The organism is Streptomyces sp. HNM0645, from assembly GCF_030056615.1.
Lineage (GTDB): Bacteria > Actinomycetota > Actinomycetes > Streptomycetales > Streptomycetaceae > Streptomyces > Streptomyces marianii.
Genome location: NZ_JASHLT010000062.1, coordinates 1 through 18,233, shown reverse-complemented (window position 1 = coordinate 18,233; position 18,233 = coordinate 1). Strand labels below are relative to the sequence as shown.

The window sequence follows — 18,233 nt, the reverse complement described above, 5'->3', positions numbered from 1 at the left end:
ATACGGATCGGTCGCCCTGGGTCCGCCCGACCTCAGAGACGACAGTGCCGTCATCCCGCCTCTCCTGCGGCGGTGCAGTCTCCGCATCAGCTTGCGGTGGGAAGTTCGGAGCGTGTGACGCGCTGGTCAATCGCCTCCGCCGCGGTTCGGAGCATGGAGATCGCCTGGTTCAGGAAGGGGTTGGGGTCCGAGGTACGGCGGACCGCGAAGACGCGACGCGCATACGAGGGATGGGCGAGTCGGACGACATGTACTTCGTGGGACTCGAGCATGGCCAGCTCGGGCACCATGGCGACCCCCAGTCCGCGGCGCACCAGCTCAAACGGCAGGTTGTAGTCGTCCGTGCGGAAGAGCACCTCGGGGCGGAAGCCGGCCTCCGCGCAGATGTGGAAAAGGGCACGCGCCGCGTCCGCGTTCTCGTGGGAGCAGATCCACCGCTCTTGGGACAGGTCGCCGATCCGCACGTGCTTGCGCCGAGACAGCCGATGCCCGCTGGGTACCAGGACGTACAGAGGCTCCTCCAGGAGCAACGTGCAGTCCAGGTCCTTGGGCCAGGTGCGCGGCACCGTGCCGTACTCGAAGACCACGGCGAGGTCGAGCCGACCGTCGATGACCGCCGGCAGCGTCACATGCGGATCGGCCTCCTCGTACCGGACATCGACCTGCGGACGGTCCTGAAGAAGATCCGCGAGCACCGCAGGGACCAGCCGAAAGCCCGCCGACCAGAAGCTGCCCAAATACAGTCGACCGCGCTCGGCGGAGGCGAAGGACCGCATCTCGTCCTCGGCGGCTTCCAGCTCGGACAGCAGCCGGGCTGCCCGGCGGGCGAGCTGGATACCTGCCGCGGTGGGCCGAATGCCGTGAGGAAGGCGCTCCAGGAGCTGCACGTCCAATGCGCGTTCCATGGAGGAGATCTGCTGGGAGACGGCGGAGGGCGTGTAGCCCAGCCGCCTGGCGGCTGTCCTGAGCGAGCCGGTTGCGACCACGTCGCGTATCGCCTGCAGCTGCGATGGTGTGAGCATCAGAACAATTTAACAGTTCCGGCGAGAACGGTTGCTCATACTCCTCGCCTGCTGCAGGTCCTCAGGAAACTGATGATTAGCACAACTGAACAATGTGTGAGGCAACGGTCACCCTGACTCACCTTGCGCTGCCTCTGCTGGTGCCGCACGATTTCCGTCACCCGTCGAAGACTCGACCGGAAATGGACACCGCCCATGTGGACAAGAGGCATGGGAGCGAGTCGCGCCGCGGTGCGCCCGAGCCTTCCTCGGCAAAGCCCTCCAGAACCAGGAGTCCCCAATGCCACGTGCAGTCGTCATGGACGTCGGTGCGGTGCGTTGCACCGCCGCACCCGCCGGCGTCGCCAAGCCGGAACGGACCGGCGCCTTCCCGTCAGCCACCGCCATCGGGGAGGAACTCTGATGCGGGCCTCCCGTACCGTGAGCGCCGCCGACTACAAGCGCCGAGCGCGTCGGCGACTGCCCCGGATGGTCTTTGACTTCCTCGAAGGGGCGGCGCTCGACGAACTGACGAGCGACAGCAACATCCGTGATGTGCGCCGCGTCGAGTTCAAGCAACGAGCATTCCCCTCGGTGAGTGCTCTGCAGACCGACGTATCAATGCTGGGCCGGCACTGCGAGACACCGTTCTTCATCGCCCCGATGGGCATGCTCGGTCTCATGCATCCGGACGCGGATGTCGGGGTCGCCCGTGCGGTCCATCGAGCCGGTGCCGTTTTCATCCACAGCGCCTGGTCGGGTGTGTCCCTGCCCGAAGTCGCTGCTGCGGCTCCAGGGCGTGTGTGGTCGCAGGTGAACTTCTGGAAGGAGCGCGCGCACACCGAGCAGCACATCGCCCAAGCGCGCGACCTGGGCATCGACGTGCTCGTCCTTCCCGGTGACTGCGTACTCGGCGACAAGCGGGAGCGCGACCTGCGTCACGGTCTCGATCGACTGCCTCCGGCGTTCGGTCTGCCCGACCTGCTGTCCTGCGCCGTGCACCCGCGGTGGCTGTCGAACGTCCTGTTCCGCCGCAGGGTCACTTACGGGAACTACCTGGAGAACGGGCGGCGACTGCGGATGTCGCGGATGAAGCCATGGATGGACGAGAACGACGACATGAGCGTCACGTGGAGCGACGTCGCCCGGGTCCGTGCAGAGTGGCCCGGCATGATCGTGATCAAGGGCATCATGTGCGCCGAGGACGCGCGGATCGCGCTCGACCAAGGCGCCGACGCAATCTACGTGTCGAACCATGGCGGCCGTCAGTTCGATCGGCAGCCGTCCACCATCAGCGTTCTCGAGGAGGTCGTACGAGCCGTTGACGGGCGCTGCGAGGTCTACTGTGACGGGGCCGTGACACGTGGCGCGGACGCGCTCGCATATCTCAGCAGCGGGGCCACCGCGGCAGGGGTCGGCCGTTCCGCGGCTTACGCGCTCGCGGCGGGTGGTGGGCAAGCGGTCTCGCGCCTGCTTGGGATCCTCACCGACGAGTTCACCCAGGCAATGGGATTCTGCGGGGTGACGAGCGCTCGCGAGGTGACTTCCGAGGTGCGACGCGATCTTCGACCGGCGCCCGGGGCCTCGTCCCGCCCCGAAGGGACGGCGAGTTGCGGATTGCTTTGAACACTCCGCGGCGAGCGTCCGTATGGAACTCAGCGGGTCCCCCACAGCCGTTCGCGTCCACGCGCGAACCGGCAGAGACGCACAGGAGTTCCATTGAGAAGAAGTGCACGCAGACGCTCAACGGGCGGCAGGAGAGTAGTGGCGGCCTCGATCGCGCTCATGCTGGGCGGGGGTGGGCTGATCGCGGTCAACACCTATGCCTCGGCCGGCGAGGGGTGGGGGCAGTCGCAGAACCAGACCCTCGGAGCCGGCGCCGCCGCGTCCACCATCAAGTGTCCGGAGGCAGCGAACGGGCTCTCGGAGGTGCCGGACGCGGCGCGTTCCGAGGTCGACAAGGAACTGGCCGCGATGGACAGCCAGATCACGGAGGCATACAAGCGGTTCGCCGAGCAGAAGGAACAGGTCGCGCGGGACCCGAAGTTCGCCGAGAACGCGGTCCTCGGTCCGCTGGAGGACAAACGGACGGCCAGTCTCGAGCGCATCTCCACGGCGATCGGCCGGTCTGGCGAGCGCCCTAAGGGCCTCGAGTCCATGGCGGCCTGCGAATTGCAGGAGGACGACGCCGACAAGGAGGGGCAGGACGGTGGTCAGGGCGACGGCCAGGACCAGGGTCAGGGTCAGGACAACGGCGGTCAGGACCAGGGCCAGGACAACGGCCAGGGCGGCGGCAACGGCGGTCAGGCCGGCNGGTCAGGGCGACGGCCAGGACCAGGGTCAGGGTCAGGACAACGGCGGTCAGGACCAGGGCCAGGACAACGGCCAGGGCGGCGGCAACGGCGGTCAGGCCGGCAACGGCCCGGAGCAGTCCGACTTCGTCGACATCCAGTCCGTCCAGCCGAACGTCAGCAACCCGCGCAACGGGCGCGGTGCCTCCCGGGGCACGTTCACGACCGACTGCGGTGTGAACGAGAACGGGAAGTTCAACCCGGACAACGTGATCGTCGCTCCCGGTGTCGCCAACGGCGCCCACCACATGCACGACTACGTGGGCAACCAGGCCAACGACGCCTTCGCCAGCGACGACGACCTCGCCAACGGGCAGACGACCTGTGTGAACCAGGCCGACAAGTCGACGTACTACTGGCCGGTGCTGCGGCTGCAGAACGGGCAGCAGGAGGACGACGCCGACGCCGACGGCGGCGGCAAGGACCAGAACGTCGGCGAGATCCAGACGCCGTCGCAGGTCACGCTGAACTTCGTCGGCAACCCGCGCTCCAAGGTGACGGCCATGCCGCGGTTCCTGCGGATCATCACCGGCGACGCCAAGGCGTTCGTCAACGGTGACGCGAACGCGAACGCGTCGTGGAGCTGCACCGGGTTCGAGAACCGCCAGCTGAAGGACAAGTACCCGATCTGCCCCGAGGGCAGCCAGGTGGTGCGGACGTTCAAGTTCCAGAGCTGCTGGGACGGTCAGAACACCGACAGCGCCAACCACCGCACCCATGTCGCCTTCGCCCAGGCGAACGGCGCCTGCCCCAACGGCTTCCGGGCCATTCCGCAGCTCGTGCAGCGCATCGTCTACGACGTGCCGCCGCCGGTCTTCGACGGGGAGAACCCGAGCGTCTTCGCGGTCGACTCCTTCCCGGAGCAGCTGCACAAGCCCATCACCGACCACGGCGACTTCATCAACGTCTTCGACNGTCGCCTTCGCCCAGGCGAACGGCGCCTGCCCCAACGGCTTCCGGGCCATTCCGCAGCTCGTGCAGCGCATCGTCTACGACGTGCCGCCGCCGGTCTTCGACGGGGAGAACCCGAGCGTCTTCGCGGTCGACTCCTTCCCGGAGCAGCTGCACAAGCCCATCACCGACCACGGCGACTTCATCAACGTCTTCGACCAGAAGCTGATGAACAAGGTGGTGAGCTGCATCAACGGCGGACGCAAGTGCCGCTGACCGCTCCCTGAGCCGGCGCCGAACCCCGGACTCCCCGCCCGAGTCCCGGGGTTCGGCGCCACCTTCCGCCGGACCCCTCCCCGCCCGTCCCCCTCCCCCCCCATACCTGCGCGGTCTGCTCAGTGATGGCCGGAGTGCTCGTCCTCGTTCCCCCCACTGCCGGCGCTGCTCCCCGAGTGCCCGCCATGCGAGGCGCCGCTCTCCACGGTCCCGCCGAGCCGGCCGCGCAGTGCCGCCACGACCTTCTCGTCGCCGACCGCGACCCACTTCCTGCCGACGAGGTACGAGCCGCCGTAGTCGTTGGCCACGTTGATCCACTCGCGCTGGCCGCGGTCGGTGGCGAAGGTGGCGAGGACGTACTCGCCGTCCTTCGTCGCGCAGTTCGCCTGCCGCAACTCCTTGGCGTCCGTCTGGATGTTCGGCTCGCACTCGGCCTGCTTCGCCAACTGCTCCAGGCTCCCGGTCGCCGTCCTCGGCACGTCGGGGGCCTCGTCCGCGTCCCCGCCGCAGGCGGTGAGGGCCGTGGCCGCCGTCAGTGCCAGCGCGACCAGGGCCATCGGAGTGGTGCTTCGAGCTCGTTGCGTACTCATCGGGCCATCGTGCCCGGTCGGCGCCCCGGTGTGCAGAGGAACGAGGGGTAACGTGCCGCACGTCGCACCCGCACCAGCTGCCCCATGTGCACCAGGGAGAAGCCGCCGCCATGCCCGCGATCCCCGCGACCACCGTTGCCAATCTGCGCGACCTCGGCCCGACCCCGCTCACGGGCGACCGCATCGTGCGGCCGGGCCTGCTGCTGCGGTCCGGGCAGCTGGACCGGCTGGACACCGCGGCCGACCCGGCGGTGGCGGCCCTGGGCGTCCGGACCGTCTTCGACTTCCGCACGGAGGCGGAGCGCCGGGCGCGGCCCGATCGCCTTCCGCCGGGCACCCGGGTGCTGGCGGCCGACGTGCTGGCGGACTTCCTGGCCTCCGGCACGGTGCCCGCGGCCGCACGGCTGCGGGAGGTCCTGGGCGACCCGGCGGCCGCCGAGCGGGAACTGGGCGGGGGCCGGGCGCACGCCCTGTTCGCCGACACCTACCGGGCCCTCGTCTCCACGGAGTCCGCCCGGCACGGCTACGGGGCCTTCCTGGAGGCCCTGGCCGAGCCGGACGCCGGGACGCTGCTGTTCCACTGCACCGCGGGCAAGGACCGCACGGGCTGGGCCGCGGCCGTGGTGCTGGGCCTGCTCGGCGCGGACGAGGACACCGTGATGGCGGAGTACCTCTCCGTGAACCGGGCGGTGCGCCAGGCGTTCGCACCGCTCGTGGAGGGTTTCACCGCCCAGGGCGGCGACCCGGAGATCGCGCTCACCGTCGTCGGTGTGACACCGGACTACCTGTCCGCCGCCCGGGACGAGGTGACCAGGCTCCACGGTTCGCTGGAGCGGTACGTGAGGGACGGCCTCGGAGTGGGCGACGAGACCGTGGCACGGATCCGCGCCCGTCTCACCGGGCCTGACGGCCGGAGCTGGTGACTATCGCAGTATTCGCTCGTTCTGCTGAAGGTGAGCACCCAGGAACTCGCCCCCGCCGCCGTCGACGTGGAACAGGCCGAGGCCGCGCTCGTGGAGCACTATCCGCGTCTGGTGCGGACCGCCTACCTCGTCCTGCCGCCCTCCCTCGGCCGCAACCGCCGGGTGCTGACCGCTCACTGGATCGTGCAGCGCTCCCTGCCGCGCGGCCGTGCGGCCCGGCTTCCGCAGGCCAGTGGGGCACGGGTGCCGGCCCCGCGCGGAACGGCCGCGCCGGGGTACGCGTTCGTCCGCGGGCGGGTGCTGCGGCAGGCGCTGGACGCGGGTCTCCCGCTGCGGCGGCGTGCCTGGCCGAAGCGTGTGCAGTTCCCGCCGCTGCTGCCCCAGGTGTGGGGGCTGCGGCTGTTCCCGCGTTCCGGCGGCGCCGATGAACTCGCCCTGGACCAGGGACTGTCCGCGCTGTCCGGGGCCGCTCGTGCCGCGTACGCGCTGCGCGCCCTGGAGGGGCTGACGGATGCCGCGGTGCGGCAGGTCCTGACCTGCGCCGGGGTGGCCGACCCGCACGCGGCGCTCGCGGCGGCGGACGGGCTCCGCACCCCGGAGGGCAGGACCGCGGTCGAGCTGCTGGATTCCCCCGAGTTCGACCCCTGCTCGCTGCAGGCCCGGCCGACCGATCTGATGCGCCGCCGGCGGCACGCGAAGGCCGCGCTGGCGGCGGCCGCGGCCGTGCTGGTGTCCGGCACACTGCTGAGCATGCCCGGAGAGGGCTGGGCACCGGCGGAGGCGGCCGCTCCGCTGTACGCGCGCCACCCGGCGGCCGAGGCGGCGCTGGACCCGGCCCGGCTGCAGCGGATCGGCGCTCTGGCCTGGCGGAGCTCCAGCCGCACGGACTTCTCCGTGTGGCCCGCCCGGGGCTCGCTGACCGGGGACCGCGCACTGCTGCGCAGGGCGCTCGCCGTCTGGGCGCGGCCCGGTGCGACGGTGCAGGTGTCCGCGACACCCGGCACCCCGCCGGGTCCGCCGATGGGGGCGCCACAGCTGCTGTTCGCGGGCGAGGTGGACCGGGCCCGGGTGGTGGTGTTCCACGACGGGCTGCGCGTTGTGCGGTACGCGGAGCCGGACGGGGGCGCGAGCGGCGGCCCGGCGCTGGACCTCGCCCGGACCGACGCGGCGGACGCGGCCACCGCCGGGGCGCTGCTGGTCGGCCGGGGCGACGACGGTGTCCGCTATCTGACGGCACCCTGGGTGAGCGGCGCCTCGGCGCGGGATCTGCTCGATCCGGACGCGGAGCCCCGGACACTGCGGCGCGACGCGCACGGGGTGACCGAGGTGCTGCCGAGCCCGGCCGAGGCCCGCGAATGCCGGGCGTGGCACGCGCTGGAGTTGGCCGGCGGCGGCGCCCGACGGCTGGTCACCGATCTCGGCGAGATCGTTCCGGCCCGGCTGACCTGGGGGCCTCCGCTGTCCTCCGACGATGTCCCCGAAGCTCCCGAGGAGGCCCGCACCGCCTGGGCGCGCACGGCCTGTCTGCTGCCCACGATGCGCTCGAACGGGGTGCGGGAGGTCAACACCTGGCGGTACACGCGTCAGTGGCTGCCGGAGGGGAACGGCAGGGCCGCCTGGGTGTGCACCCGCGCCGAGACCTGGCGCGGCACGGGCGGCCGGGTGCTCGCCCAGTTCCAGCCGCCGCGGTCGGGCCCGGCGGCCCCGTCGACCGGTGTGGTGGTGGCCCGTTCCGAGGTGTCGCCCGCGTGCGGACCTCGGGACCCGCGGGTGCTGGCGGGCGTGCTGTGGAAGTCCCGCACGGGCCGGTGGTACGTACTGGCCGCGGGCAGTGAGGACGTCGCCTCCGTACGCACTTCCGGCGGGGTCACCGGCAGCGCGGGGGGCAACCACCTCGTCGTGCCGGCGCGCCAGGGGGTACGGGTGGAGCTCGACGGCAGGCTCGCGGACGGATCCCGGATGCGTGCCCTGCGCTGAACGGCGGCCGGAGCACGGAGTCCGGACGGAACGGCTGGGCCCGATGCGCCCGGAGCCGAGCGGCTCAGGGCAGCAGCAGCCAGTCCGCCGCAAGGGCCGCCGCCAGGCCCGCGCCCAGCAGATACGTGCCCAGCCGGGTGCGGCCGTGGCGGCTGAGCTCGATGACAACTCCGCACAGGATCATGGCCAGTCCGTACACCCCGACCACGAGGACCGACGTGCGACTGGCCAGCCGCACCGCCAGGACCGCACCGAGCGCCACGAGCACGACGGACGCCGCGGCGATCCGGAGCGTCCGGGCCTGGCGGGGGGTCATGCGCCCCGGCGCGGCTGCGGGCACCTCCGAGGGCGCGGGCCCGTCCGCGGGTACGGGCCCGTCCACCGCGGGCACTCCCGCCGGCGCGGGCGCGTCCACGAGCTCGGACGCGTCCGAAGGTGCCGGGGACTCCGCGGGTGTCTCCTGGTCAGAAGCGGTCATGTTCCGGAAGCCTAACGGCCGAGCGGCGGACGGCGTCCGAAGCCCGGCCGTTAGGCTGTTCGCATGACGACCGGGGTTCGCCGCAGGATGGGCGTCGAAGAGCGCAGGCAGCAGCTGATCGGAGTGGCGCTGGAGCTGTTCAGCCACCGCTCCCCCGACGAGGTGTCGATCGACGAGATCGCCGCCGCCGCGGGGATCTCGCGCCCGCTGGTCTACCACTACTTCCCCGGCAAGCAGAGCCTGTACGAGGCCGCGCTGCGGCGCGCGGCGGAGGACCTCGCCCACCGCTTCTCGGAGCGGCACGAAGGGCCGCTCGGCGGACGGCTGCTGAGGGTGATGCGCCGGTTCTTCGACTTCGTCGACGAGCACGGGCCGGGTTTCTCGGCGCTGATGCGGGGCGGTCCCGCGGCAGGCACCGGCACCACCAGCGCGGTGATAGACGGGGTCCGCCAGGCGGCCTACGAGCAGATCATGGCCCATCTCGGCGTCACCGACCCGGCGCCGCGGCTGCGGCTGGTGGTGCGGTCCTGGGTGTCACTGGCCGAGTCCACCGCGCTGATCTGGCTGGACGGCCGGGAGATACCGCGCGCGGAGCTGGAGCTCCAACTGGTCCACGACTTCGCGGCGCTGGTGGCGGTGCCCGCGGCGTACGACCCGGACATGGCGGCCGTGCTGGAGCGCATCATGCGGGACGAGCCGGCCGACGGGCTCTTCGGGGACCTCGTCGGCCGGCTCGTGGCCCTCGTGCCGCAGGCGCCGTCCCCGGCACCCGCGGCACGGGTTCCGCAGCAGCGCGCCTGAGCCCCGAGGGCCCTGGCGCGCCGCCGCGCGTCAGCCGCGGGTGAAGACGGCGACGGTGCGTCCCGGCACCGCGAAGGAGCCGGTGGCGCCGTCGTACGACGCGGACTTGACCACCGGGTCGGCGCCCCCGGCCTGGACCGGGTGCAGCCCGTAGGACGTGCCCGCGAGGGCGCCGATCCGCTGGGTCCGGCGGTCCGGAGTGGCGTTGAACACCACGACCAGGTCACCGAGGCGCATGGTGATCACGCCCGGCGTCTCGTCCGTGCCCGACAGCGGGAACGAGAGCGCCGACTGCACCTCGTCCACCGAGCCGAGTCCGAACTCCTTCTCGGTCGTACGGATCCTCAGCAGATCGCGGTAGGCGGCCGAGGTGCCGGTGATCTCCGCGCAGCCGGGCTTCAGCGTGGGCGCGGTCAGCAGCGGCTTGGCGTAGGGCCACTTGGTCTTGTTGTCGGCGGCCGGCGGCAGGCCGCGGCCGAAACCGTTGCCGTCGCGGCAGTCCCAGTGGACGGGGTTGAACCAGTCACCGCTGTCGTAGGAGTTGCGGTCGAGCGACTTCGACCGGAGGAGGTCGGTGCCGGCCTGGGACAGTGCGGGTCCCTGGGAGAGCGCGGCCGTCGCCATCGCCAGGACCTGCATCCGGGCGCGGTCGGCCGCGGGGACGGACGGCGGCAGCTTGAACGCGAGCGCGTCGTAGAGCGTCTCGTTGTCGTGGGCGTCCGCGTAGGCGAGGGCGTCACCGGGTGCCGCCGCGTAGCCCGCCGGTGAGCCGTTGTAGTCCACCTCGGAGCCCTTGACCGTGCGGCCCCGGGTGTCGGTGAAGGTGTACGACGCGAGGTTGCCGGACAGCCCGACCTTGATCAGGTCCTGGTAGTGCAGCAGCCGGGCCCTCTGCTCGGCCGGGGTGCCGTTGGCCCCGGAGGCGTTGGGCTCGGTGAACAGACCGGAGGCGAAGCCCTGGACGCCCGGGTCCTCGTCGAACGGGCCGCCGCCTCGGACGGCGTCCCGCGCCCGGTCGGAGAAGGTGGCGATCCCCGTCCCGGCCATGTTCCGCTGGGTGGCCTGGACGAACCGGACATCGTCCGCGATCTCGCCGAAGTTCCAGCCCTCCCCGTACAGGACGACCTTCTTCCCGTCGACACCGTCCTTCCCGACGGTGAGCGAGTCGAGGGCCTTGCGGACGGCGAGCATGTTCGCCTTCGGGTGGTGGCCCATCAGGTCGAACCGGAAGCCGTCGACCTTGTAGTGCTTCGCCCAGGTGACGACCGAGTCCACGACGAGCTTGCCCATCATGGTGTTCTCGGGCGCGGTGTTGGCGCAGCAGGTGGACGTGGCCACGGATCCGTCGTCGAGGAGCCGCTGGTAGTAGCCGGGGACGATCCGGTCCAGTACGGACTTCTCCGACTGGCCGCTCGCGACGGTGTGGTTGTAGACGACGTCCATGACGGTGCGCAGTCCGGCGCCGTTCAGGCCCTGCACCATCCGCCGGAACTCGACCGTGCGGCGCGTTCCCTCGGGGTCGGAGGCGTAGGAGCCCTCCGGGACGGTGTAGTGCAGCGGGTCGTAGCCCCAGTTGTAGGCGTCCTTCGCGGCCGCCTTCGCGACGCAGGCCTGCTGCTCCTCGGAGTCCGGCGCGTACACCTTCAGGTCGCAGTCCGGCACGGACTGGTCCGACTTCCTCTCCGGGACGGTCCCGATGTCGAAGGCGGGAAGCAGGTGCACGTAGGAGGTACCGCTCCTCGCGAGCGACGCCAGGTGCTTCATCCCGTCCGAGTCGCGCTCGGTGAAGGCGAGGTAGCCGCCCTTGTTCCTCGCGGTGCGGTCGGCGACCGAGAAGTCGCGGACGTGCAGCTCCTGGATCTGGGCGTCCTTCAGCGGCACGGCGGCCGGCTTGCGCAGCGTGGACCAGCCCTCGGGGGCGAGCTTCGGGTCGGCGAGGTCGACGACGAGGCTGCGGGCCGAGTCCGTGGTGAGGGCGGTGGAGTACGGGTCGGTGACCCTGTTGGTGACCACCTTGCGCACACTGGGCGCCCAGACCGTCACGGCGTACCGGTAGGGCTTGCCCCGCCAGCTCGCCGGGCCGGTGACCGACCAGACGCCGGAGGCGTCGTCGCGGCGCATCGGGACGGTCTTCCCGTCCAGCTCGAGGGCGACCTTGCGCGCGGTGGGGGCCCACACCGACAGCGTCGGGCGTCCCTTGCGGAACACCGGTCCGAGCGCGGCCTTCTGCGCCTTGCCCGCGTACAGGTCGTCGAGGACGCCCGGGATCTGCACTCCGGTCGCGGCGAGCAGCGCGCCCTCCGCATTGCGCTGGGTGGCGATCAGCTGGCCGCGCAGGGCGCCTTCGACCCGGTCGCGGTCGCGCGGGTCGACGGTGAAGGCGGGGAAGTCCTTCAGGTGCGGGTACTTCGCCTTCTGGGCGCCGGTCAGTGCGGACGGGTTCAGCCGCAGCCACCGCCCCTCGTCGCTGAGTGCGCCGTCGACAATCCCGATGCCGCCGCCGGGTGCGTACACCAGTTGCTGGCTGGTGGCGTCGGTGGCCTTCACCTTCCACACGACGGTGTCGCGGTCGATGAACTGCGCCTCGGCCTTCGACAGGTCGGGCGCGGGGGCGCCGCCGCTCATCGGCAGCAGGTACTTCGGCTGCCCGGCGAGCATCCACACCTCGCGGCCGTGGCTGCCGAACGACAGCGACTGGTCGGTCGGCAGGTCCTTCTCGTCGCCCTTGTGGACGATGTAGCTCAGCGACGTGGCGCCCTCGGCGAGCGGGACCTCGAAGACGACGCCGTACGCGTCCTTCCGGACCGGCATCAGCGGCTTCGACCAGTCGGTGGGCTCGGATGCGCCGGTCCACGTGTGCAGGCCCCACCCGTCGTAGTCGCCTCCCCCGGGCCGGTGGTAGTGCAGCACGGCCTTCTTCGGGTCCTGCGGCGGGCGGGCACCGTCGGGAGCGGTGTCGGACTGGCCGTCCTGGCCCTGCGTGATCCAGACCTCGCCGGTGCGGCCGAGGCCTATGGTGCGCTCCGGCCCGTCGGGGGCGCCGTCCTTCTCGACGGTGTACGAGAGGGCCGACGTGCCCTCGGGGACCTTGACCCAGGCGAAGGCGCCCCAGGCGTCGCGGCCGGTGAACGCTGCCGTGGTCCCGGCCGCCTTCAGCCGCGCGCCGTCGTAGTCGCCGTCGGCGCGCTTGTAGTGGACGACCGCATGGGTGCGCTCGACGGCCGTGGGCTTCTCGGGCGGCGGGACCTGGCCGGCCGTGGTCGCGGCGAGGGCGCTCGCGGTGCGTCCGAGGCTGTCGACGACGACCGCCTTGTAGCGCAGTGGCGTCCCGGCGGGCGCCGTGATGTGCTGGGTCACCTTGTACGGGGCGTGGTCGGCGGTGCCGAGGGTGCGCCACTTGCCGTTGCCGACCTGCGCGGCGAAGACGACCCGGTTGAGCTGTCCGCCGCGGACGTCGGCGGAGATCTCCACGGTGCCGGTCGCCCCGGCGGCGGGGGGCTTGAGGGTGAGGGCGGGTCGGCTGGCGGGCGGTGCAAGGGGCCCGGTGGCGCGCAGCACCAGCGACGACAGTGCGGGGACGGTGACGGTGAGTTCCCCGTCACCGGCGCGGACGGTGCCGGAACCGCCGTACAGGGCCCGGAACTCCGCCGAGTCCACGGGCACGGTCACGGTCTTCTCGGTGGTGGCGTTGTTGACGGCCACCAGGTACTCGACGGCTCCCGCGCGCTTCTCCGCGTCCGTGCGGGAGAAGGCGTAGACGGAGTCCTTCGCGTAGCGCTCCTGCTGGACGCCGTCACGCAGCGCCGGGTGCTCACGGGTGAGCTTCGACAGCGCGGCGATCGAGCGGTAGACGGGGTGCCCGGTGTCGTACGCGTCGTCGGCGTGGGTGCGGTCCGTGCCGAGCTGGTCGTCGTCGAGGTAGTCGGCGGTCTTGGACGCGAACAGGGTCTGGCGGGCGTCCTTGTCGCCGCCCGCGCCGGTGAAGCCCTGCTCGTCGCCGTAGTAGACGACCGGGTTGCCCCGACTGAGGAACATCAGCTCGTTGGCGAGACGGGCCCGCTTCAGCAGCTCGGCGTCGCCGGCGCCGGGGTTGTCCTGCCTCAGGAAGGTGCCGATGCGGCCCATGTCGTGGTTGCCGAGGAAGGTCACCTGCTCGTAGGCGTTGGCCTTGTCGGTGGTGTACCGGTAGTCGTCGGCGAAGACCTCGGCGAGCCGGCCGGCGTCGGCGCCCTGCGAGGCGTAGGCGCGGGCCGCGTCCTGGAAGGGGAAGTCGAGGGTCGAGTCGAGCCGGCCCCGGGTGACGTACGGCGACGTCACGGCGGTGTCGGCGGAGAACACCTCGCCGAACATGAAGAAGTCCTCACGGCCCCGCTTGGCCGCGTAGGCGTCCAGCGCGGTCGCCCACTGGGTCCAGAAGTCAAGGTCGACGTGCTTGACCGTGTCTATCCGGAAGCCGTCTATCCGGAAGTCGCGGACCCACTTCTCGTAGATCCGCTTCATGCCCTCGACGACCTCGGGCCGCTCGGTCCACAGGTCGTCCAGTCCGACGAAGTCGCCGTACTCGGCGCTCTCCCCGGCCCAGGTGGAGTCGCCCCGGTTGTGGTACATCGTCGGGTCGTTGAGCCAGGCCGGGACCTTGGTGACGGCGCCCTCGCCCTTGACCGGGGTGTACGGGAAGGAGTCGGCGTCGACCGCGCCGCGCGGGATCCCGTCGCGGTCGTCGAACGGGCGGCCGCTCTTGTCGAGGTACGGGTAGGAGCCCTTGGGACGGTAGCCGTAGGCCTTCTCGGCGTAGTCCACGGTGTCGGCGGTGTGGTTGGTGATGACGTCGAAGAAGACCTTCATGCCCTTGGCATGGGCCTTGTCGATCAGCGTCTCCAGGTCCCGGTTGCTGCCGAAGTGCGGGTCGACCTGGGTGAAGTCGGTGATCCAGTAGCCATGGTAGCCCGCCGACGCGTCCTTCCCGCTGCCCTGTACGGGCCGGTTCTTGAAGATGGGCGCGAGCCAGATGGCGGTCGTGCCGAGGCCCTTGATGTAGTCCAGGCGCTTGGTGAGGCCCTTGAGGTCGCCGCCCTGGTAGAAGCCCTTGTCGGTGGGGTCGTAGCCGGTCTCCAGGCGTGAACCGGTCAGTCCCCCGCGGTCGTTGGCGCGCTCGCCGTTCGCGAACCGGTCCGGCAGCACGAAGTAGAACTGTTCGCGGGTGAGATCGTGCCGGGCGGGCTGCGCGGCGAGCCGCGCGTCGGACGGTGGGGCGGGCGGCTTCGCCGCAGCGGCGGGCACGGCGGGCGCGAGTGCGGCGCACACGGCGACGGCCAGGCCGGCCGCCACCGTTCTGCGCCGGGTGCGCGAGGGGGGTGTCACGAGGGTTCTCCTCACTGGTCTGGACTCGTCGGAACTCGTGTCGGAACTCGTCTGCGCCCGTGGGCTCATGGACTGCTCACGAGCCCGCGGCTCGCGGCTTACGGGACTCTTCGGGACCGGAGGGCCGTGCGCCGAGGGCCGTGGAGCTCAGCTCACCCGCGCCGCCCGGCGGGCCGTGCCCGGGCCGGATCCGGGCGGCACGGCCGTGGCGGGTGGTGCCGACCCGGCCGTGCGCGCCCCGGGCCGGACGGGCGCGGTCCGCCGGTGAACGTCCCGGCACCGCTGCCCGTCAGGCCCCGGATCTCAGGACCGCCAGGTGTCGTCGAGACTCACCCTGCCGGTCGGCGGGACCGTCGCCGTGCGGTTCGCCCCGGTCTCCCAGGTGACGTTGCCCGCGGCGTCCTTGCGCAGGTACTTGTACTCGAAGGTGGTGCCGGCGGGCAGGCCGGCGTCGAGCTTCCACACGGGGTAGGCCGCCGGGTCGAGCTTGAGGGCGCTGCCGGTGTTCCAGTTGCCGAGGGCGGCCTGGTTGCCGGTGACGTAGATGTTCTGGCCGGGCACGGTCGTGGCGTTGACCGCGAACGAGGCGCCGGAGGCGGACGATCCGCCGCCGCAGTTCCTCGCGCCGACGTGCAGCGCGACGGCGGTGTTCGGGCCCAGGGTCCGGGTGAACTGGCCGGCGCCGTTCACCGTGACGCCCGTGCCCGACTGGACGTCGCAGTAGTCGCCGGCCGGGAGGGAGGTCTGGAAGGTGCGGGTCAGCGCCGAGGTCTCGTGGTTGACCGCCACGTACGCCTTGTCGCCCCGGCCGAACGCGATCGCGTCGGCGCCGTTGTCCCACCAGTTCGTGACGCCCTGACCGCGCGCCACGTTCCGGAAGGCGACCATGGAGGAGATCTCGCGCCAGGCGTGCTGGCACTTCCAGCCGTCGCTGTAGCAGGCGTTCACCGTGCCGCCGTTGGGCGGGCCCGCGTCCCGGTCGGACCACTCGTAGCCGGAGTGGACATCCGGCGCGCCGTACGGCCAGGCCAGCATGAACACGTTCGCCAGCGTGTAGTCGGCGCCGTTCTTGTAGTTGAGGGTGTCGCCGCCGCGCTCGGTGTCGTGGTTGTCGACGAAGACGGCGGACCTGCCGCTCGTCATGTAGCCCCAGCCCTCGCCGAAGTTCTTCAGGTACGACAGGTTCTCGTTGAGGAAGACCCGCTTGAGGTCGCGGGCGTAGCGGAACTCCTGCACGTCGCCATTGCCCAGGTACTCGTCGGGCTGGACGGCCTCGCCGGCGCCGTGGATGGCCTCCTGCTTCCAGTAGGCGGCCGGGTTGCTGAGCCTTGCCTTGATCGCGGCCAGGTCCGCGGCGGGCATGTGCTTGGCGGCGTCGACGCGGAAGCCGTCGACGCCGAGCGACAGCAGGTCGTTCATGTAGCCCGCGATCCTGTCGCGGACGTACTCCTCGCCGGTGTCGAGGTCCGCGAGCCCGACGAGTTCGCAGTTCTGGACGTTGGCGCGGTTCCGGTAGTCGGTGATCTGCGCGGTGCAGTCGTCCATGTCCGGGGCCGAGTACAGGCCGGGGTAGCCGTACTTGGTGTACGACGAGCCGCCCGTGCCCGTGCCGTTCCCGGCGGCCATGTGGTTGATGACGGTGTCGACGACGACCTTGACGCCCGCCGCGTGGCAGGCGTCGACCATTCTCGTGAAGGCGGCGCGGTCGCCCAGCCGCCCCGCGATCTTGTAGCTGACGGGCTGGTACGACGTCCACCACTGCCCGCCCTGTATGTGCTCCTGGGGCGGGGAGACCTGGACGTATCCGTACCCGGCCGGCCCCAGGGTGCCGGTGCACGCCTGCGCGACCGAGTCGAAGCGCCATTCGAAGAGGACGGCGGTGACGTCCTTGGTGCCGGGCGGGGCCGCCTGCGCTGCCCCGGGTGGCGCGATCACCGCGGCTGCCGTGCCCGCCACGACGGCGAGCGCGGCAGCCAGAGATCTGCTGGCCATGTGCTTCCTCCTGCGGCTCAGGAAGGGAGGTGGGAGGTGGTGAGCGAGGGCCGGAGATGGGGGTGTTGAAGGTTCTTGCTGCAAAACTGAAAGGGCCCTCTGCGCAGGTGACGGTAGGCCCGAACGATTGCCCGGTCAACCGTTCGGACACATCCGGGAAACACGGACGCCATCCGCCTGCAAGGTTTTTCACCCTGCGGGCAGATGGCGTGACGTCCGTCCCGGCCGGCCGGTCAGCTCCGCGCCCTCGCCGTCGAGCCGCGTACCACCAGCTCCGGCTGGAAGACGTACTCGGTGCTGGGCACGGGGTTTCCCCGGATCTCCTCCAGCAGCGCGCCGACCGCCGCCGACGCCATGGCCTGGACCGGCTGCCGCACGGTCGTCAACGGCGGGTCCGTGAAGGGGATCAGCGGCGAGTCGTCATACCCGACCACCGACACGTCGCCCGGCACGTCCAGGCCGCGCTCGCGCGCCGCCCGGATCACCCCGAGCGCCATCATGTCGCTGCCGCAGACGATTCCGGTGCAGCCCGCGTCGAGGAGTTCGGCGGCGGCGGCGTGACCGCCCTCGACGCTGAACAGGGTGTGCCGGACGTACCGTTCGGCGTCCGGTCCGGCCGCCGCCAGGAAGCCCTCCGTCTTCCGCCGCGACGGCACGTAGCGCACCGGCCCGACCGCGAGCCCGATGCGCTCGTGGCCGAGCTCGGCGAGATGGCGCACGGCCATGCCCGCGGCCATGTGGTCGTCGGGCGAGACGAACGGCGCCGAGACCTGCTCGTTCCAGCCGTTGACCAGCACGAACGGGACCCGGCGCGCGGTCAGTTCGGCGTAGCGCCCCTGGTCCGCCGCCGTGTCCGCGTGGAGTCCCGAGAGGAAGACGATGCCGTCGACACCGCTCTCCTCCAACTGCTCCACGAGTTCGTCCTCGCTGGCCCCGCCGGGCTGCTGGCAGCACAGCACCGGTGTGTAGCCGTGCCCGGCCAGCACCTGCTCGATGACCTGGGCGAACGCCGGGAAGATCGGGTTGGTGAGCTCGGGCACCACCAGGCCGACCAGTCCCGCGCTGCGGCGGCGCAGCTTCACCGGGCGCTCGTAGCCGAGGACGTCGAGCGCCGCGAGCACCCGGGTGCGGGTCGCCGCCGACACACCGGGCTTGCCGTTGAGGACACGGCTGACCGTGGCCTCGCTGACGTCGGCCTGCGCGGCGATGTCGGCGAGCCGGGGCGCGCCCGCCCCCGCGGTGCCCCTCGGCCTGGGGATCGTCACACCGTCCACCACGCCGTGGCGTCCGCGGGCAGGACGGCGAAGCCGTCGTTCACCGCGACCGGCGCACTGGCCAGCAGGAATGCGCCGGGTACGGGGAGGCGGACCGGCGCGCCCGTGGTGTTGGTGGTGCAGACGAACCCCTCGCGGGACAGGGCGAGGACTCCGTCGGGTGCGTCGAGCCAGGTCACCGCTTCGCCCGCGCCGAGGCCCGGGTGCTCGCGGCGCACCGCGAGGGCCGCCCGGTACAGCTCCAGGGTGGAGCCGGGCACCCCGGTCTGCGCCTCCACGCTCAGCTCGGCCCAGTCGGCCGGCTGCGGGAGCCAGCTC

Annotated in this window: 11 protein-coding genes and 3 pseudogenes; 7 read left to right on the top strand and 7 right to left on the bottom strand. The window is 71.6% G+C overall.

What is annotated here, in order from left to right; translation table 11 throughout:
* Window positions 1-86: 86 nt before the first annotated feature.
* Window positions 87-1,022, bottom strand: coding sequence for a LysR family transcriptional regulator (locus QMZ92_RS31610; RefSeq protein ID WP_283300997.1), 936 nt, complete (start codon window positions 1,020-1,022; stop codon window positions 87-89).
* 280 nt (window positions 1,023-1,302) lie between these two features.
* Between QMZ92_RS31610 and QMZ92_RS31605 the strand changes: the two genes are divergently transcribed.
* The 4 genes and pseudogenes from QMZ92_RS31605 to QMZ92_RS36600 all read left to right on the top strand — a co-directional run.
* Window positions 1,303-1,425, top strand: coding sequence for a hypothetical protein (locus QMZ92_RS31605; protein ID WP_283300996.1), 123 nt, complete (start codon window positions 1,303-1,305; stop codon window positions 1,423-1,425).
* Window positions 1,426-1,442: 17 nt separating this feature from the next.
* Window positions 1,443-2,627, top strand: a complete 1,185-nt coding sequence (locus QMZ92_RS31600; protein WP_283300995.1) for an alpha-hydroxy acid oxidase — start codon at window positions 1,443-1,445, stop codon at window positions 2,625-2,627.
* A gap of 159 nt (window positions 2,628-2,786) precedes the next feature.
* Window positions 2,787-4,275: pseudogene (locus QMZ92_RS31595) on the top strand (DUF1996 domain-containing protein); the annotation flags it as partial.
* Window positions 4,268-4,519 (top strand): annotated as a pseudogene (locus QMZ92_RS36600) (DUF1996 domain-containing protein); the annotation flags it as partial. The pseudogenes QMZ92_RS31595 and QMZ92_RS36600, both read left to right, overlap by 8 nt.
* Before the next feature lie 119 nt (window positions 4,520-4,638).
* On the opposite strand, the gene QMZ92_RS31590 reads toward QMZ92_RS36600, so the two are convergent.
* Window positions 4,639-5,109, bottom strand: a complete 471-nt coding sequence (locus tag QMZ92_RS31590; RefSeq protein WP_502962180.1) for a hypothetical protein — start codon at window positions 5,107-5,109, stop codon at window positions 4,639-4,641.
* 110 nt (window positions 5,110-5,219) lie between these two features.
* Between QMZ92_RS31590 and QMZ92_RS31585 the strand changes: the two genes are divergently transcribed.
* Both QMZ92_RS31585 and QMZ92_RS31580 read left to right on the top strand, forming a co-directional pair.
* Entirely contained in the window at window positions 5,220-6,032 is an 813-nt protein-coding gene (locus QMZ92_RS31585) for a tyrosine-protein phosphatase (RefSeq protein WP_283300993.1), read from the top strand.
* A 30-nt stretch (window positions 6,033-6,062) separates the two neighbouring features.
* Window positions 6,063-8,009, top strand: coding sequence for a hypothetical protein (locus tag QMZ92_RS31580; protein ID WP_502962179.1), 1,947 nt, complete (start codon window positions 6,063-6,065; stop codon window positions 8,007-8,009).
* Between the two features lie 64 nt (window positions 8,010-8,073).
* Here QMZ92_RS31580 and QMZ92_RS31575 read toward each other — a convergent pair whose 3' ends face one another.
* Window positions 8,074-8,487, bottom strand: a complete 414-nt coding sequence (locus QMZ92_RS31575) for a hypothetical protein (protein ID WP_283300992.1) — start codon at window positions 8,485-8,487, stop codon at window positions 8,074-8,076.
* 63 nt (window positions 8,488-8,550) lie between these two features.
* Between QMZ92_RS31575 and QMZ92_RS31570 the strand changes: the two genes are divergently transcribed.
* Window positions 8,551-9,288 (top strand): TetR/AcrR family transcriptional regulator, encoded by a 738-nt coding sequence (locus QMZ92_RS31570; RefSeq protein ID WP_283300991.1) that lies wholly within the window; start codon window positions 8,551-8,553, stop codon window positions 9,286-9,288.
* A 30-nt stretch (window positions 9,289-9,318) separates the two neighbouring features.
* Here the strand turns inward: QMZ92_RS31570 and pulA are convergent, their stop codons facing one another.
* From pulA to QMZ92_RS31550, 4 genes and pseudogenes are all read right to left on the bottom strand, one after another.
* On the bottom strand, window positions 9,319-14,649 hold the full coding sequence (gene pulA / locus QMZ92_RS31565; protein WP_283300990.1) for a pullulanase-type alpha-1,6-glucosidase: 5,331 nt from the start codon (window positions 14,647-14,649) through the stop codon (window positions 9,319-9,321).
* A 303-nt stretch (window positions 14,650-14,952) separates the two neighbouring features.
* On the bottom strand, window positions 14,953-16,641 hold the full coding sequence (locus tag QMZ92_RS31560) for a carbohydrate-binding module family 20 domain-containing protein (protein ID WP_283300989.1): 1,689 nt from the start codon (window positions 16,639-16,641) through the stop codon (window positions 14,953-14,955).
* A gap of 233 nt (window positions 16,642-16,874) precedes the next feature.
* A complete protein-coding gene (locus tag QMZ92_RS31555) occupies window positions 16,875-17,918 on the bottom strand; it encodes a LacI family DNA-binding transcriptional regulator (RefSeq protein ID WP_502962178.1) in 1,044 nt (347 codons plus the stop codon).
* Window positions 17,903-18,233, bottom strand: a pseudogene (locus tag QMZ92_RS31550) (alpha-glucosidase); the annotation flags it as partial. The gene QMZ92_RS31555 and the pseudogene QMZ92_RS31550, both read right to left, overlap by 16 nt.

Coding starts and splice junctions, on each gene's coding strand:
- QMZ92_RS31610 (WP_283300997.1), bottom strand. CDS start 1,022: ATGCTCACACCATCGCAGCTGCAGGCGATACGCGACGTGGTCGCAACC.
- QMZ92_RS31605 (WP_283300996.1), top strand. CDS start 1,303: ATGCCACGTGCAGTCGTCATGGACGTCGGTGCGGTGCGTTGCACCGCC.
- QMZ92_RS31590 (WP_502962180.1), bottom strand. CDS start 5,109: ATGAGTACGCAACGAGCTCGAAGCACCACTCCGATGGCCCTGGTCGCG.
- QMZ92_RS31585 (WP_283300993.1), top strand. CDS start 5,220: ATGCCCGCGATCCCCGCGACCACCGTTGCCAATCTGCGCGACCTCGGC.
- QMZ92_RS31575 (WP_283300992.1), bottom strand. CDS start 8,487: ATGACCGCTTCTGACCAGGAGACACCCGCGGAGTCCCCGGCACCTTCG.
- QMZ92_RS31570 (WP_283300991.1), top strand. CDS start 8,551: ATGACGACCGGGGTTCGCCGCAGGATGGGCGTCGAAGAGCGCAGGCAG.
- QMZ92_RS31560 (WP_283300989.1), bottom strand. CDS start 16,641: ATGGCCAGCAGATCTCTGGCTGCCGCGCTCGCCGTCGTGGCGGGCACG.